The following is a 13,908-nucleotide window of genomic DNA, read 5'->3' as shown; positions in this document are numbered from 1 at the left end:
CATGCGCGTGCTCGGGATCGACCCCGGCCTGACCCGGTGCGGGGTGGGCGTCATCGAGGGCGACCCCGGGCGCCCGCCCCGACTGCTGCTCGCCGACGTCGTGCGGACGGCGTCCGACGCCGACATCGGGCAGCGGCTGGCCGACCTGGAGCGCTCCCTGGTTCAGTACGTGGCCGAGTACCGGCCCGACGCGATCGCCGTCGAGCGGGTGTTCGCCCGCCGCGACGTCAGCACCATCATCGGGACCGCGCAGGCGTCCGGGGTGGTGCTGCTGGTCGGCACCCGGGCGGGCCTGCAGGTCGCGCAGCACACCCCCAGCGAGGTCAAGGCCGCCATCACGGGGAACGGCCGCGCGGACAAGGCCCAGGTCGGGCAGATGGTGATGCGGATCCTCAAGCTGGACGCCCCACCCAAGCCCGCCGACGCCGCCGACGCGGTGGCGCTGGCCGTGTGTCACCTGTGGCGCGCCCCCGCCATCGCCCGCATCCGTCAGGCGCAGGTGCGCCGGGAACTCGTCCAGGCCCAAGCGGCGGCGCGCGCCCGCGCCGCGAACAGGAGGAAGCTCGCGTGATCGCCCACGTCAACGGGACCGTCAGCCAGGTCGGCGGCACCTGGGTGGTGCTCGACCTCGGCGGGTTCGGCGTCCGCGCCCTCGCCACCCCCGCCACCGTCGCCGCCGTGACGGTGGGGGAGAGCGCCAGCCTGCACACGTCGCTGGTCGTGCGCGAGGACTCCCTCACCCTCTACGGATTCACCGACGCCGACGAGCGGGACGCCTTCGAGCTCGTCCAGACCGCCTCGGGGATCGGCCCCAAACTCGCGCAGGCGATCGTGTCGGTGCTGCCGCCCGACGAACTGCGGACCGCGATCATGACCGAGAACCTCGTGGCGCTGTGCAAGGTGCCCGGCATCGGGCGCAAGGGCGCGCAGAAGATGGTGATCGAGCTCAAGGACAAGGTCAACGCGCTCGGCGCGATCCCCGCCCTGTCCACGACCGGCGCCGCCCGCCCCGCCGCCGACGAGTGGCGCGAGCAGGTGGCGTCCGGGCTCGAGTCGCTCGGCTGGTCCGCCAAGGACGCCGCCGCGGCGGTCGAGGGCGTCGCGCCGCTGCGCGAGCAGGACCCGGCGCTCGGCATCGGCGAGCTGATGCGGGCGGCGCTGCGGAGCCTCGCCCGATGACGCCGCGCATCGCCGACGACCCACTCGACCCGCACGGCCGCACCGACGAGATCGCCGTCGACGGGGCGCTGCGCCCGCCCAGCCTGGACGAGTTCAAGGGCCAGCCCCGCGTGGCCGAGCAGCTCGGCCTCGTGCTCGCGGCCGCGCAGCACCGCAACGCGGTGCCCGACCACGTGCTGCTGTCCGGGCCGCCCGGGCTGGGCAAGACCACGCTGGCGATGATCATCGCCCACGAGCTCGGCGCCCCGCTGCGGATCAGCTCGGGCCCCGCGATCCAGCACGCCGGCGACCTCGCGGCCATCCTGTCGGGCCTGACCGAGGGCGAGGTGTTCTTCCTCGACGAGATCCACCGGATGAGCCGGCCCGCCGAGGAGATGCTCTACATGGCGATGGAGGACTTCCGCGTCGACGTCATCGTCGGCAAGGGGCCCGGCGCCACCGAGATCCCGCTGGAGATCCCGCCGTTCGTCCTGGTGGGTGCCACCACGCGCGCCGGGCTGCTGCCCGGGCCGCTGCGCGACCGGTTCGGCTTCACCGGCCAGCTCGACTACTACGACGCCGCCGACCTGGTGGGGATCGTGCAGCGGTCGGCGTCCCTGCTCGACATCGCCGTGGACCGCGCGTCGGCGTCCGTGATCGCCGGCCGCAGCCGTGGCACCCCGCGCATCGCGAACCGGCTGCTGCGCCGCGTCCGGGACTTCGCGCTGGTCAAGGCGTCCGGCCGGATCGACCCCGACGTGGCGGCGGCGGCGCTGGAGCTGTACGAGGTGGACGCCCTGGGGCTGGACCGCCTCGACCGGTCCGTGCTGGAGGCGCTGTGCGTGCGGTTCGCCGGCGGACCCGTCGGGCTCGGGACGCTCGCGATGAGCGTGGGGGAGGAGGCCGAGACGGTCGAGGAGGTCGCCGAGCCCTTCCTGATCCGCCAGGGCTTCCTGATGCGGACGCCGCGGGGCCGGGTCGCCACCCAGCGCGCCTGGCAGCATCTGGGGCTGAAGGTTCCCGCCTCGCGGGCCGACCTGTTCAGCGACGCGGACGGCTAACCGGTACGCTTCATCCTTGGTGGGGCGCCGTACGGTGGTCCCCGTTCCCTGCGCGAGAGTGTGAGAAATGCCTGCTGACAACTCCCTGATGTCGACCATCGTCATGGTGGTCCTGATGGTGGCGGCCTTCTGGCTGCTCCTGATCCGTCCTGCCCAGAAGAAGCAGAAGCAACAGCAACAGATGGTGAGCCAGCTCGGCGAGGGCTCGCGCGTCATGCTGAGCAGCGGCGTCTTCGGCACCATCCTCCACAGCGGCGAGAAGCAGGCCATCGTCGAGGTCTCGCCCGGCGTCGAGATGACCGTCCTCAAGCAGGCGATCGTCCGCGTGGTGGAGCCCGCCGAGGAGGAGTTCGAGTACGACGACGACTCCAGCGCCGCCGTGACCCCGACCGACGGCACGCTGGTCGAGCCGACCGTCGAGGAGGCCACCGTCATCGACTACGGCACCGACACGGCGCCGGCCCCGAGGGGACGCCCGACTTCGAGCAACCCGGCGACACCGAGCACAAGAGCAACTGACCCCTCGTTCCCGACCTTCCCGGAGTTCCAGCCCGTGGCCACCACCAGCCAGTACCGGTCGCACCCCCTGCGCACCCTGATCATCCTGTTCAGCGTCATCGCCGCCCTGTTCGGCATCATGGCGCTGTCGAACAGCTGGGCCCCCAAGCTGGGCCTCGATCTGCGCGGCGGCACGACGATCACTCTGACAGCCCGCAACACGACCGGCCAGGGTGGTGTGAGCGCCGACAGCCTCGAGCAGGCGCGCGCGATCATCCAGCAGCGCGTCGACTCCATCGGGTCGGCGAGTCCGAGGTCGCCACGGTCGGGAACAACCAGATCACCGTGTCGGTGCCCAACGTGGCCCCGGCGCAATTGCAGGAGATGGTCGGCACCACCGCCCAGCTCTACTTCCGGCCGGTGTACGCGGTCGCGCAGGCCGGCCCGCCCACGGTCGTCCCGACCGCCGAGCCGACCCCGACGGGCGAGCCCGGCGCCACCCCGGCGCCGACCGAGGGGGCCACCGCGGTCCCCGCGCCCGGCGCGACGCCGACCGAGACCGTGAACCGGCGTCCGGCTCCCGGGCTGCCGACGGCGCCCGCGACGCCGCGGCCCACCACCCCCGGCACCCCGCTCACGACCGAGCAGGCGCTGGCGTGGACGCCCACCGAGCAGGACCAGGAGGAGTTCACCAACTTCCAGTGCGGTGACGCGTTCCCCGACGTGCCGGACCAGCCGCTCATCACCTGTGACCGGGAGGGGACCACCAAGTTCCTGCTCTACCCGGCGGTCATCAGCGGCGACCAGCTCACCAACGCCATGGCCGGCGTGCCACAGAACCAGGTCAACTGGATCGTGACGCTCGACCTCAACCCCGAGGGCGCCCGGATCTTCGAGCAGGTCACCGGCGAACTGGCCAAGAAGACCGAGCCGCAGAACACCTTCGCGATCGTGCTCGACGGCAAGGTCGTGACCTACCCGCGACTGACCTCGGCGATCCCGGGCGGTAAGGCCGAGATCTCCGGCACCTTCACCCAGCAGAGCGCCACCGATCTGGCCAACGTGCTCAAGTACGGCTCGCTGCCGCTGGCGTTCGACCTGTCGGAGGTGTCCAACGTCTCCCCGACGCTGGGCGGCGAGCAGTTGCAGGCGGGCATCATCGCCGGCCTGATCGGCCTCGCGCTGGTGATCCTGTACTCGGTCGTGTACTACCGGGCGCTGGCGATCGTGGTGATCGCGTCGCTCGCGCTCGCGGCCACGATCACCTACCAGTTGATGGTGCTGCTGGGGCAGTCGATGGGCTTCGCGCTGAACCTGCCCGGCATCGCCGGCGCGATCGTCGCCATCGGCATGACCGCGGACTCCTTCATCATCTACTTCGAGCGGATCCGCGACGAGGTGCGCGAGGGACGCTCGCTGCGCACGGCCATCGAGACCGGCTGGATCGGCTCGCGGAAGACCATCCTGATCGCGGACGCCGTGTCGCTGCTGTCGGCGGCGGTGCTGTTCATCCTGGCGATCGGGTCGGTGAAGGGCTTCGCGTTCACGCTGGGCCTCACCACGCTGATCGACATCGCGATCGTGTTCTGGTTCACCAAGCCCATGGTCACCCTGCTGGGCCGCACCCGGTACTTCGGGGAGGGCCGCAAGTTCTCCGGCTTCGACGCCGAGCACCTGGGGGCCGCGCCCCGCAAGTCCCCGATCCGCCGCCTGCGCGCGACGGCACCCCAGGAGGCGTGATGAGCAAGCGCAACGGTCTGGCGCACCGGCTCTACACCGGCGAGATCAGCTACGACTTCATCGGCAACGCCAAGCGGTTCTACATCGTCTCGGCCGTCATCCTGGCGATCTGCCTGGCCAGCCTCGGCTTCCGGCAGCTCAACCTGTCGATCGACTTCACCGGCGGCTCCGAGTTCGTCGTGCCCACCCAGGTCACCCAGACCACCGTGGACGACTACCGCGAGGTCGTCCAGGACAGCACGGTTCCCGACCTCGGCGAGATCAAGGTCAACACGGTCGGGGACAACCAGGTCCGCGTCCAGGTGCGGGCGCTGACCGCCGAGGAGATCAACGACGTCACCGCGCTGCTGGCGGCGAAGGCGGGCGTCCCGACCGAGCAGGTCACCAACAACCTGATCGGCGCGTCCTGGGGCCAGCAGATCACCCAGCAGGGCCTGATCGCCCTGGTGGTGTTCATGGCGCTGGTGTCGCTGATGATCTGGGCGTACTTCCGCAACTGGAAGATGTCCGCGGCGGCGATCCTCGCCCTCGTGCACGACCTCATCGTGACGGCCGGCATCTACTCGATCCTGCAGTTCGCGTTCACCCCGGCGACCCTGATCGGCATGCTGACGATCCTGGGCTACTCGCTGTACGACACGGTGGTGGTCTTCGACAAGATCCGTGACAACACCCGCGACATCACGCAGCAGAACCGCACGTTCGCGGCGGCGGCGAACCTCGCCGTCAACCAGGTGCTGGTCCGCTCGATCAACACCACGATCATCGGCGTGCTGCCGGTTGCGGCGCTGCTGTTCACCGGCGTCTTCGTGCTGGGCACCGGGCCGCTCAAGGATCTGGGCTTGGCGCTGTTCGTCGGCATGATCGCCGGCGCCTACTCGTCGCTGTTCCTGGCCGCCCCGCTGTACGTGCAGATGCGGGAGCGGGAGCCCGAACTGGCCGCCCACCGGCGCCGCATCGAGCGGGGCGCCAAGCGCACCAAGCGCGCCGCGGACGAGCCGGCCGAGACCGTCGAGGAGGCCGCCGCGACGGTCAGCGGCGTGTCGTCCGAGCCGGTCCTGTCGGCCAGCGGGACGCCCGTGGACCCCGTCCGCCTCGGAACGGTCCGCGGCGTCGACCTGCCCCGTTCCCAGCCCCAGCGCAGCACCCGCGCCGCACGGAAGAAGGACGCCCGATGAACCCCAACCAGCGTCGTATCGTGGAACTGATCCGCGACGTCCCGGACTGGCCCAAGGCCGGGGTCGTGTTCAAGGACATCACGCCGCTGCTGGCCGACCCGGCCGGGTTCGCGGCCGCGATCGAGGAACTCGTCGCCCTGGCGCCGGGCCCCATCGACATCGTGGTGGGCATGGAGGCGCGCGGCTTCATCTTCGCCGCGCCGGTCGCGCTCAAGCTGGGCGCCGGGTTCGTGCCCGTCCGCAAGCCGGGCAAGCTGCCCGGCCAGGTCGACGAGCAGAGCTTCGCCCTGGAGTACGGCCACGAGACGCTCGCGATCCACAGCGACGCCCTGTGGCAGGGGGCCCGCGTGATGGTGATCGACGACGTCCTCGCCACCGGCGGCACCATCGGCGCCACCGCCGAGCTCATCAAGCGGCAGGGGGCCGAGCTCGTGCACGTGGCCGTCCTGATGGAGCTCGGGTTCCTGGGTGGGCGTGAGCGCCTGGCGAAGGCCGGTGTCGACACCCTGTCGGCCGTGGTGACCGTCTGATCATGGCCAACGGGTCCTCCACCTCGAGGTGGGGTTATCAAGCGCTGGTGCGCCTGCCGTCCGTCGCGGAGAGCCCCGTCAAGGAGCTCACCCGGCGGGCGCTGCTCGCGCTCGGCATCATCGCGGTCAACTCGCTGATCGTCTGGCTGGATCGCGACAGCTACAGCGACAACGTCGCCGGCGACGGGCTGACCCTCATCGACGCGATCTACTACGCCACCGTCACCGTGACCACCACCGGCTACGGCGACATCACCCCGGTGTCGCAGCACGCCCGGCTGCTGAACGCGCTGCTCGTGACCCCGCTGCGCATCGCGTTCCTGATCCTGCTGGTCGGCACGACGCTCGAGGTGCTGGCGAACGAGGGGCGCCGCGCCATGTCGGACGCCCGTTGGAGGAAGAAGATGCGCAACCACACCGTCGTGCTCGGCTACGGCACCATGGGCCGCAGCGCCCTGACCACCCTGCTGCGCAACGGCGCCGACAGCGACAAGATCGTCGTCGTCGACTCCAGCCAGGCCGCGGTCGACACCGCGAACCGCAACGGGCTCGCCGCGTTCCTGGGCGACTGCACGTCCCGCGACCTGCTGCGGCGCGCTGAGGTGCCCAAGGCGAAACACATCATCGTCACGGTCAACCGCGACGACACCGCCATCCTGACCACGCTCACCGCGCGGCAGCTCAACCCGCACGCCCACCTGGTCGTCTCGGTCCGCGAGGCCGACAACGTGTCGCTGCTGCGTCAGTCCGGCGCCGACGGCGTCGTCACGAGTTCGGACGCCGTCGGCCGGCTCATCGGCCTGTCGGCCGTCAGCCCGGAGCTCGGCGCGACCATGGAGGACCTGCTCAACTACGGCGAGGGCATCGACATCGCGCAGCGGCTCGTGACGCCCAGCGAGGTCGGCAAGAGCTCCTCCGAGATCGCCGGGGAGCGGGTGCTGGGCGTCGTGCGCGGCGGGCTGCTGCGGCACTTCTTCGACCCCAGCGTGGCCCTGCTCAAGACCGGCGACGAGCTCGTGATCGTCCGGCCGAGCGAGAAGAAGCGCGATCGGACACCCCCGACGGCCTGAGGCGGCCCCGGCGCTACACTCGACCCCACGTGAGGGAGGTGTGTGATGAGCGAGACGACCAGTCGCCAGTCCGGCGCGGAGATCGAGGCGCCCCAACCGGCCCCCGTCGTCGTTCCCGAGCAGCCCCGGCGCAGCATGCGCCGCATGCTGGCCATGCTCGGCAGCCAGAAGACGTCGGGCAACGCGGCGCTCGACCCGCTGTTCGCGGCGATGCGGCAGCACCATCAGAAGGTCGACACGGGGCTCATCGAGCGCGCCTACCGGACGGCGGAGCACTTCCACGACGGCCAGATGCGCAAGAGCGGCGACGCCTACATCACGCACCCGCTGGCCGTCGCGACCATCCTGGCCAGCCTCGGGCTGAACGAGCCCACCATCTGCGCGGCGCTGCTGCACGACACTGTCGAGGACACCGGCTACACGCTGGCGCAGCTGACGAACGACTTCGGCGACGAGATCGCCACGATGGTCGACGGCGTCACCAAGCTGGACAAGATGGTCTACGGCGAGTCCGCCAAGGCCGAGACCATCCGCAAGATGGTCATCGCGATGAGCCGCGACATCCGCGTCCTCATCATCAAGCTGGCCGACCGGCTGCACAACATGCGCACGATCAGCTCGCTGCGTCCCGACAAGCAGATCCGCATCGCCAAGGACACCCTCGAGATCTACGCGCCGCTGGCGCACCGCCTGGGCATGAACGCGATCAAGTGGGAGCTGGAGGACCTGTCGTTCTCGGTGATCGAGCCGAAGATCTACTCCGAGATCGTGAAGCTCGTCGCCGAGCGCGCGCCGCTGCGTGACCAGTACCTGAGCACCGTGATCGAGCAGGTGAAGCAGGACCTGGCCGACAACAAGATCAAGGCGACGGTGTACGGCCGCCCCAAGCACTACTACTCGATCTACCAGAAGATGATGGTCCGCGGCCGCGACTTCTACGACATCTACGATCTGGTCGGGTTGCGGGTCCTGGTCGACACCAAGCGCGAGTGTTACGACGTGCTCGGCGTCCTGCACGCCCGGTGGCGTCCGCTGCCGGGGCGCTTCAAGGACTACATCGCGATGCCGAAGTTCAACCTGTACCAGTCGCTGCACACGACGGTGCTGGGCCCCGGCGGCAAGCCGGTCGAGCTGCAGATCCGCACCAACGAGATGCACAAGCAGGCCGAGTACGGCGTCGCGGCGCACTGGCGGTACAAGGAGGGCAAGAGCGCCGGCGACGAGATCAACTGGGTGCACTCGATCTCGGAGTGGCAGAAGGAGACCGAGGACTCCGGGGAGTTCCTCGACACCTTCACCGAGGAGATCGCCAAGAACGAGGTCTTCGTGTTCAGCCCCAAGGGCGACGTCATCGCGCTGCCCGCGGGTTCCACGCCGGTCGACTTCGCCTACGCCATCCACACCGAGGTGGGGCACCGCTGCATCGGCGCGCGCGTCAACGGACGCCTCGTGCCGCTGGACTCGACCCTCGAGATGGGCATGTCGATCGACATCCTCACCTCGAAGGCGCAGAACGCGGGCCCCAGCCGCGACTGGCTCAACTTCGTCAAGACGCCGCGGGCCCGTTCCAAGATCCGGCAGCACTTCTCCCGCGAGCGCCGCGACGAGGCGATCGAGCAGGGCAAGGAGATCCTGGCCAAGCAGATGCGCCGCAGCCACCTGGCCGCGCGCCTTCTCACCCCCGAGGTGATGGCGCACCTCACCCAGCACTTCCACGTCTCGGACGTGCCCAGCCTGTGGGCCGCGATCGGCGAGGGCAGCACCAGCGCCCAGGCCGTCATCACGCAGCTGGTCAGCGTGGTGGGCGGCGACGAGGCCGCCGCGGAGGCGTCCCTGGTCGACGAGGCGGTGCTGGTGCGGGGCCCGCACAAGCTGCCCCGCAACCACTCCGGCGTCGTCGTGGACGGCGACCCCGACCTCTACACCAAGCTCGCCAAGTGCTGCCTGCCCGTGCCGGGCGACCCCATCATGGGCTTCGTGACGCGCAGCGAGGGGATCTCGGTGCACCGCACGGACTGCACCAACGTCGCGTCCCTGCGCCAGATGCCCGAGCGGATCGTGCCGGTGTCGTGGGCGCCCACCGCCGACGCGGCGTTCCTCGTCGCGGTGCAGGTGGAGGGCATCGACCGGGCGGGGATGCTCAACGACCTGACCAAGGTGCTGTCCGAGATGCACATGTCGATCGTCTCGGTGTCCGCGAACGCGTCGAAGGATCACGTGTTCACCATGCGGCTCACGTTCCAGACGCCGGACCCGCGCCACCTGGAGACCGTGCTGCGCGGCCTGCAGCGCGTCCCGGGTGTCTACGAGGTCAGCCGGGTCAAGCCGGGCTGACGCGACGGGTCGCGTGGAGGTCGCGCTCGCCGGGTCTCGACCGGCGGCATCTCTGTCGGGCGGTGCGCGGTTGGGCGGCCCTGGCCGACGGAGGTCGGCCGACGCGCGCGGGTCAGGCGAGGCCCACTCCGGCGATGACGGCGGCGAGGTCGGTGGGGCGGCTCCACATCGGCCAGTGCCCGGTGGGCAGGTCCACGAACCCGACCTGACGCAGCGCGGCCACCTCGGCGAACATCGGGTGCCCGCCCCGGGCGGCGTCGACGACCTGCGCGCTCGGGATCGAGCAGCACACGAGCGTGGTGGGGACGTCCCGGCGGCCGTCGCCGGTCAACGGCACCGGCCGGGTCAGCACCGGGCCCGGTTCGGGGACGGCGCACCGCCGGAACCGGTCGAGGTCCGCCGGGGTGAGCCCGTCGAGGCTCGCCTGGCCCCCGAGCGTCTCGAAGTCGGGCAGGGGCAGTTCGGCCAGGTCGGAGGGCGCGTCCGGCAGGAAGACCGTCCCCGGGGCGACCGGGCCGCTGTCGACCCAGACCACGTGCCCCACGAGGTCCGGACGCCGGTCGAGCACCATGCTGACGGGCGCGTTGGCGCCGCTGTGAGCGACGACGACGGCCGGACGCTGTGCCGCGTCGGCGTCCAGCAGAGCCAGGACGATCGCCGAGGCCTGGTCCTCCAGGGTCCGCGACGCCCGCTGCGGATCGTGCGGGTCGAGGCCGGGCAGCGTCAGGGGCAGGGGGCGGCGCCCGAGGGTGCGGAGGGCGTCCGCGACCGCGTCCCAGGCCCAGGCGCCCAGCCAATGCCCGGCTATCAGGAGGATGGTCGGCTCGGTGGTTTCGGAGGCGTCGGAGGCGTCCGTGCTGTGGACGTGGGCGGTGCCGTGGGCGCTGTCGGCGTTCATGGCTTCACCGTGACACCCCGACCGGACAGCGGTGTGTCACCATTTCTGGCATGGATTCTGTGCGTGCTGCGTGGGGATCGGTGGAGGTGGGATGAGGCGGTCCGAGCGTCTGATCGCGACGGCGGAGATGCTGCGGCGCCAGGGGAGCCGGGGGTGCTCGGCCGAGCGGTTGGCGTCCGAGTTCGGGGTGTCGGCGCGGACCGTCAAGCGCGACCTGGCCGCGCTGGCGAACAGCGGGGCACCGGTGTGGTCGCGTCCGGGGCCGGGAGGCGGCTACGGCCTCGCCGGGTCGGGTTCGCTGCCTCCGGTGAGCCTGACGCCGGCCCAGGCGGTGGCGCTGCTCGCGGCGGTGTCGGCGGCCGCGCAGGCCCCCTACGCCGACCTCGCGTGGGCCGGGGTGAACAAGATCGTCGATGTCCTGGATCCGGCGACGCGCGCCCGGGCGCTGGACCTCGCGGGCCGCGTCTGGGTGAACGTGCCCGCCACCGACCGGACGGTCATGTCGGCGGTCGAGGAGGCCATGACGGACCAGCGTGTGGTGCGGTTGCGCTACGAGGCCCGGGACGGGACCCGGACCAGCCGCGACGTCGAACCCGTGATCTTCGCATGCGCGCGGGGACCTGGTACCTCGTGGGGTGGTGCCGGCTGCGGGAGGGCATGCGCTGGTTCGCCCTGGAGCGGATCCGGGGCGCCGCGGTCACGGTGACGCCGTGCACGGGGCACACCATCGAGGAGGTGGGGGAGCCGCCCGAGGGTTCGCGTCCGGTGCATGGGACCCGCCCATCGCCACCTTCCCACGGCGTCCCCGGCCGGTGAGGGGGTGTCGTGCGCCTGCAGGTCGCTCCCACCGAGGCGCTGTGCACCCGCAGGTCGCTCCCAGCGCGGCGTTCTGGACCCGTAGGTCGCTCTCACCGCGACGTTCTGGCCCGCCAGGACGCGGACGTCGGGGTGGCGCCGAGGTCGCTCTCCCCGCGGCGTTCTGGACCCGTAGGTCGCTCTCTCCGCGGCGTTTTGGACCCGTAGGTCGCTCCCACCGCGGCGTCCTGCACAGGTCGCTCCCACCGCGGCGTCCCGAGGATCGTTCCAGGGCTGCACCACCAGGAGGTCCGGCACGCAGCAGTGATCCGGTCCCTGGGTCGGGGAAGCCCTCGATCGATCCGGGCTAGGGGCGTTAAGGAGGGTCAGGCCGAGCCGACCGTATGAATCTCTGCGGCTGAATCGTCGCGCGAGGGCTGACAGGTCACCGGGGCCGTGGGCCCTGCTCGTCAGGAGGCGGAGTCGTCCGGGGCGGGTGGTGGGCGGTGATGGTGGCGCTGGTTGCGGCGGGGTCGTTGTTGGGGGTCGACTCTGGTTGGTGGGATGACGACGGGGATGCCGTGGTCGAGTCGGATCTGCCAGCGGGTGTCGGGATGGCGGTGGTCGGGTTCGACCGTGTTGTGATGGTGCCGGCACAGGAGCACCAGATTCGGAAGCGAGGTCGGTCCGCCGCGTTGCCAGGGGGTGATGTGGTGGGCGTCGCACGCGGCGGCGGTGCGGTCGCAGCCGGGGAACACGCAGCCCCGGTCGCGGGCGACGAGTGCGGCGCGGATGGAGGGGGTGACCAGCCGGTTCGCCCGCCCCACGTCCAAGACTTCCCCGGCACCGTTCATCACCACGGGCAGGATGCCGGCGTCGCAGGCCAGCACCCGCAGTTGCGTGGGCGTCAGGTCCGCACCCGAGTCAAGCAACTGCGCCTTGCGGCAGTCATCGACCAGGCGATCGTGGTCGATCAGCACCATGATCCGGGGCCGGTCGCCGCCGTGGTTGGGGGCGTCCTGGTGCACCCCGGCGGCGCGGGCGAGCTCGACCAGGGCATCAGCCCGACGCTGGGTCGGGGTGGCCTTCTCGACGAGCGGGTCGGCGCAGTCCAGGGCGCGGCGGTGGTGCAGGTGCGCGATCGCCTCGACCTGCGCCCGCAACAGTTCCGCCTCGACCGTCGGCAGGCTGCCTTTGATCAGGACCGACCCCATCCCATCAGGGGTGAAGGAAAGGTGCCGCACCGCGTGGGCGTGCCGCGCCTCCCGCTCCAAGCGGCGCGCCAACGACTCCTCGGCGACTTCGGGGGCGATGACTTCGAGGAGATGCCGGGCCAGCCGGCTCAGTTCGTGGGAGTCGAACTGGGCACAGAACCCCACCATCATCGCCTCAGCGTCCCGTACCTTCTGGTCGGGCAGATCCTCGGGCAGTTGGGCCAGGACGCGGGTGACCGCGCGGGCCTGCAAGGGTGTGGCCGCCCCGGTGAGGGTCGCTTCCCGCAGGACGGGCCGGCTCGACAGTTCCTGGGCTGAGGCCAGCAGTCGGCCGGCTTCGCGTCGGGTCATCCGCTGGGCGTCGTGCAGCCACGACAACGTCCCCACCCCCACCACCGCCTGCGGGGCCGCGACCCGATCCGCCTCAGCAACCAACACCCCGGCCAACGCCTGCAGACGACCCGCCGCGGCGAGCGCCTGCTCGGCCAACCCAACCCGCTCAGAATCGGTGAGCAGCGCCCGGTCCAGACCGTTGGGGTCGAGGTCGTCCAGACCGGTGAGGACATTCTCCAGGAATGCCTCACTCTGCGTCCGGATCAACGTCTCCATGAAAACACTGTACGAGTCGCCTCCGACATTCTCGGGGATACTTGCGCCCAAAGAGTTGATGTCTCCTGTCATGTTCCGGGCGGGTGGGTATCGGCGGCGAAAAATCAAGAATCGCGCAATCGCATCTGGGCCCGGCGATGCCGACTAGGGGCGATGCGCTCCCGCGAGTCGGTGACTGCGTGAAAATTGAGTTTTCCAGGTCGCAGGGCCCTGGGATCGGTCGCGGACCTGCTTCGGGTTCGCCGTTGAGCCGAACGGTCTCGATCGAGGTCGGTGTTCAGGCTGATCTGACTGCTGGGACGAAGCTGGCCGTGTGCGACTGCCACCTGCACGGCGGCGCCGACATCGGCGGCGCGCGGGGCGCCCCATCAGCCCTGCGATCGCCAGGATCGCAAGCTGGGCGCACCGTAACCGGCCAGCGGCACCGTCCCCGGCCACACGGACGGTCTGGCTGCCAACCCAACAGGGGCGATGGGGGCTTCGGTTGGACGCACGCCCGCTGTCCTCGGGCCATCCCGGCATTCTCTGAACTGCGTGGGAGCGGCCCTGTCCTGCGTCCCGCTGCTCGCTGCTGCCCCGCGGCACGTATAGCGATCCTCGGGCTCCAGCGTCGCGAGTGCCTCGTTCACCGATTGTCGACGCGCGAGCGGCGGAGATCGCCGGAGCAGTCTCGCTTGCCAAGCCGCAGGCGCGCGTGTGAGCGCACCGAGGGGACTCAGGGTCATTCCCCAGCGCGGTGGTCCCTTCGTTGCCGGTGTGAGTTGGGTTGGTGATCTACTCGGCGGCGCGCCGGTGGTTGGAGCTATCGCATGCTGGGCGCACC

At 70.8% G+C, this 13,908-nt stretch carries 10 protein-coding genes and 3 pseudogenes; 11 read left to right on the top strand and 2 right to left on the bottom strand.

All coding sequences use genetic code 11. The features are described from left to right. Window position 1: 1 nt before the first annotated feature. From ruvC to G7070_RS16535, 9 genes and pseudogenes are all read left to right on the top strand, one after another. Window positions 2-554: pseudogene (gene ruvC, locus G7070_RS16575) on the top strand (crossover junction endodeoxyribonuclease RuvC); the annotation flags it as partial. Window positions 555-567: 13 nt separating this feature from the next. Then, a complete protein-coding gene (gene ruvA, locus G7070_RS16570) occupies window positions 568-1,179 on the top strand; it encodes a Holliday junction branch migration protein RuvA (protein WP_166234656.1) in 612 nt (203 codons plus the stop codon). Further along, window positions 1,176-2,219: a Holliday junction branch migration DNA helicase RuvB gene (ruvB, locus tag G7070_RS16565; protein WP_166234655.1), complete on the top strand. Its 1,044-nt coding sequence runs from the start codon at window positions 1,176-1,178 to the stop codon at window positions 2,217-2,219. The genes ruvA and ruvB overlap by 4 nt, the downstream gene beginning before the upstream one ends. Before the next feature lie 67 nt (window positions 2,220-2,286). Beyond that, window positions 2,287-2,538, top strand: a pseudogene (yajC, locus tag G7070_RS16560) (preprotein translocase subunit YajC); the annotation flags it as partial. A 279-nt stretch (window positions 2,539-2,817) separates the two neighbouring features. Further along, window positions 2,818-4,457, top strand: a pseudogene (secD, locus tag G7070_RS16555) (protein translocase subunit SecD). After that, the gene (gene secF, locus G7070_RS16550) at window positions 4,457-5,635 is read left to right on the top strand and encodes a protein translocase subunit SecF (protein WP_166234654.1); all 1,179 of its coding nucleotides are present in this window, start codon (window positions 4,457-4,459) and stop codon (window positions 5,633-5,635) included. The pseudogene secD and the gene secF overlap by 1 nt, the downstream one beginning before the upstream one ends. Beyond that, window positions 5,632-6,165: an adenine phosphoribosyltransferase gene (locus G7070_RS16545; protein ID WP_166234653.1), complete on the top strand. Its 534-nt coding sequence runs from the start codon at window positions 5,632-5,634 to the stop codon at window positions 6,163-6,165. Before secF ends, G7070_RS16545 begins: the two co-directional genes overlap by 4 nt. Window positions 6,166-6,167: 2 nt before the next feature. Then, window positions 6,168-7,235: a potassium channel family protein gene (locus G7070_RS16540; RefSeq protein ID WP_166234652.1), complete on the top strand. Its 1,068-nt coding sequence runs from the start codon at window positions 6,168-6,170 to the stop codon at window positions 7,233-7,235. Between the two features lie 45 nt (window positions 7,236-7,280). Then, window positions 7,281-9,569 carry a RelA/SpoT family protein gene (locus G7070_RS16535; protein WP_166234651.1) on the top strand — a complete coding sequence of 763 codons (2,289 nt, stop codon included), beginning with the start codon at window positions 7,281-7,283 and terminating at the stop codon, window positions 9,567-9,569. A gap of 112 nt (window positions 9,570-9,681) precedes the next feature. Here the strand turns inward: G7070_RS16535 and G7070_RS16530 are convergent, their stop codons facing one another. Next, window positions 9,682-10,467, bottom strand: a complete 786-nt coding sequence (locus tag G7070_RS16530; RefSeq protein WP_246227178.1) for an alpha/beta hydrolase — start codon at window positions 10,465-10,467, stop codon at window positions 9,682-9,684. Window positions 10,468-10,558: 91 nt separating this feature from the next. Here G7070_RS16530 and G7070_RS16525 point away from each other — a divergent pair, with 91 nt between their 5' ends. Together G7070_RS16525 and G7070_RS20080 are read left to right on the top strand one after the other, a co-directional pair. Next, complete coding sequence (locus G7070_RS16525; RefSeq protein ID WP_206079842.1) at window positions 10,559-11,173, top strand: helix-turn-helix transcriptional regulator; 615 nt, start codon at window positions 10,559-10,561, stop codon at window positions 11,171-11,173. After that, window positions 11,074-11,283, top strand: a complete 210-nt coding sequence (locus tag G7070_RS20080) for a WYL domain-containing protein (RefSeq protein ID WP_206079841.1) — start codon at window positions 11,074-11,076, stop codon at window positions 11,281-11,283. Before G7070_RS16525 ends, G7070_RS20080 begins: the two co-directional genes overlap by 100 nt. Window positions 11,284-11,732: 449 nt before the next feature. Here the strand turns inward: G7070_RS20080 and G7070_RS16520 are convergent, their stop codons facing one another. Next, window positions 11,733-13,085, bottom strand: a complete 1,353-nt coding sequence (locus tag G7070_RS16520; protein ID WP_166234650.1) for an HNH endonuclease signature motif containing protein — start codon at window positions 13,083-13,085, stop codon at window positions 11,733-11,735. Between the last annotated feature and the right edge of the window lie 823 nt (window positions 13,086-13,908).

The sequence above is a fragment of the Propioniciclava coleopterorum genome (assembly GCF_011393335.1).
Taxonomy (GTDB): Bacteria; Actinomycetota; Actinomycetes; order Propionibacteriales; family Propionibacteriaceae; genus Propioniciclava; species Propioniciclava coleopterorum.
The sequence above is the reverse complement of the archived record's forward strand: the minus strand, read 5'-3'. Positions and strand labels throughout refer to the sequence as shown.

Bases quoted from the DNA above. Each gene is read 5' to 3' on its own strand.
- ruvB (WP_166234655.1), top strand. From the start codon at position 1,176: ATGACGCCGCGCATCGCCGACGACCCACTCGACCCGCACGGCCGCACC.
- secF (WP_166234654.1), top strand. From the start codon at position 4,457: ATGAGCAAGCGCAACGGTCTGGCGCACCGGCTCTACACCGGCGAGATC.
- G7070_RS16545 (WP_166234653.1), top strand. From the start codon at position 5,632: ATGAACCCCAACCAGCGTCGTATCGTGGAACTGATCCGCGACGTCCCG.
- G7070_RS16540 (WP_166234652.1), top strand. From the start codon at position 6,168: ATGGCCAACGGGTCCTCCACCTCGAGGTGGGGTTATCAAGCGCTGGTG.
- G7070_RS16535 (WP_166234651.1), top strand. From the start codon at position 7,281: ATGAGCGAGACGACCAGTCGCCAGTCCGGCGCGGAGATCGAGGCGCCC.
- G7070_RS16530 (WP_246227178.1), bottom strand. From the start codon at position 10,467: ATGAACGCCGACAGCGCCCACGGCACCGCCCACGTCCACAGCACGGAC.
- G7070_RS16525 (WP_206079842.1), top strand. From the start codon at position 10,559: ATGAGGCGGTCCGAGCGTCTGATCGCGACGGCGGAGATGCTGCGGCGC.
- G7070_RS20080 (WP_206079841.1), top strand. From the start codon at position 11,074: ATGCGCGCGGGGACCTGGTACCTCGTGGGGTGGTGCCGGCTGCGGGAG.
- G7070_RS16520 (WP_166234650.1), bottom strand. From the start codon at position 13,085: ATGGAGACGTTGATCCGGACGCAGAGTGAGGCATTCCTGGAGAATGTC.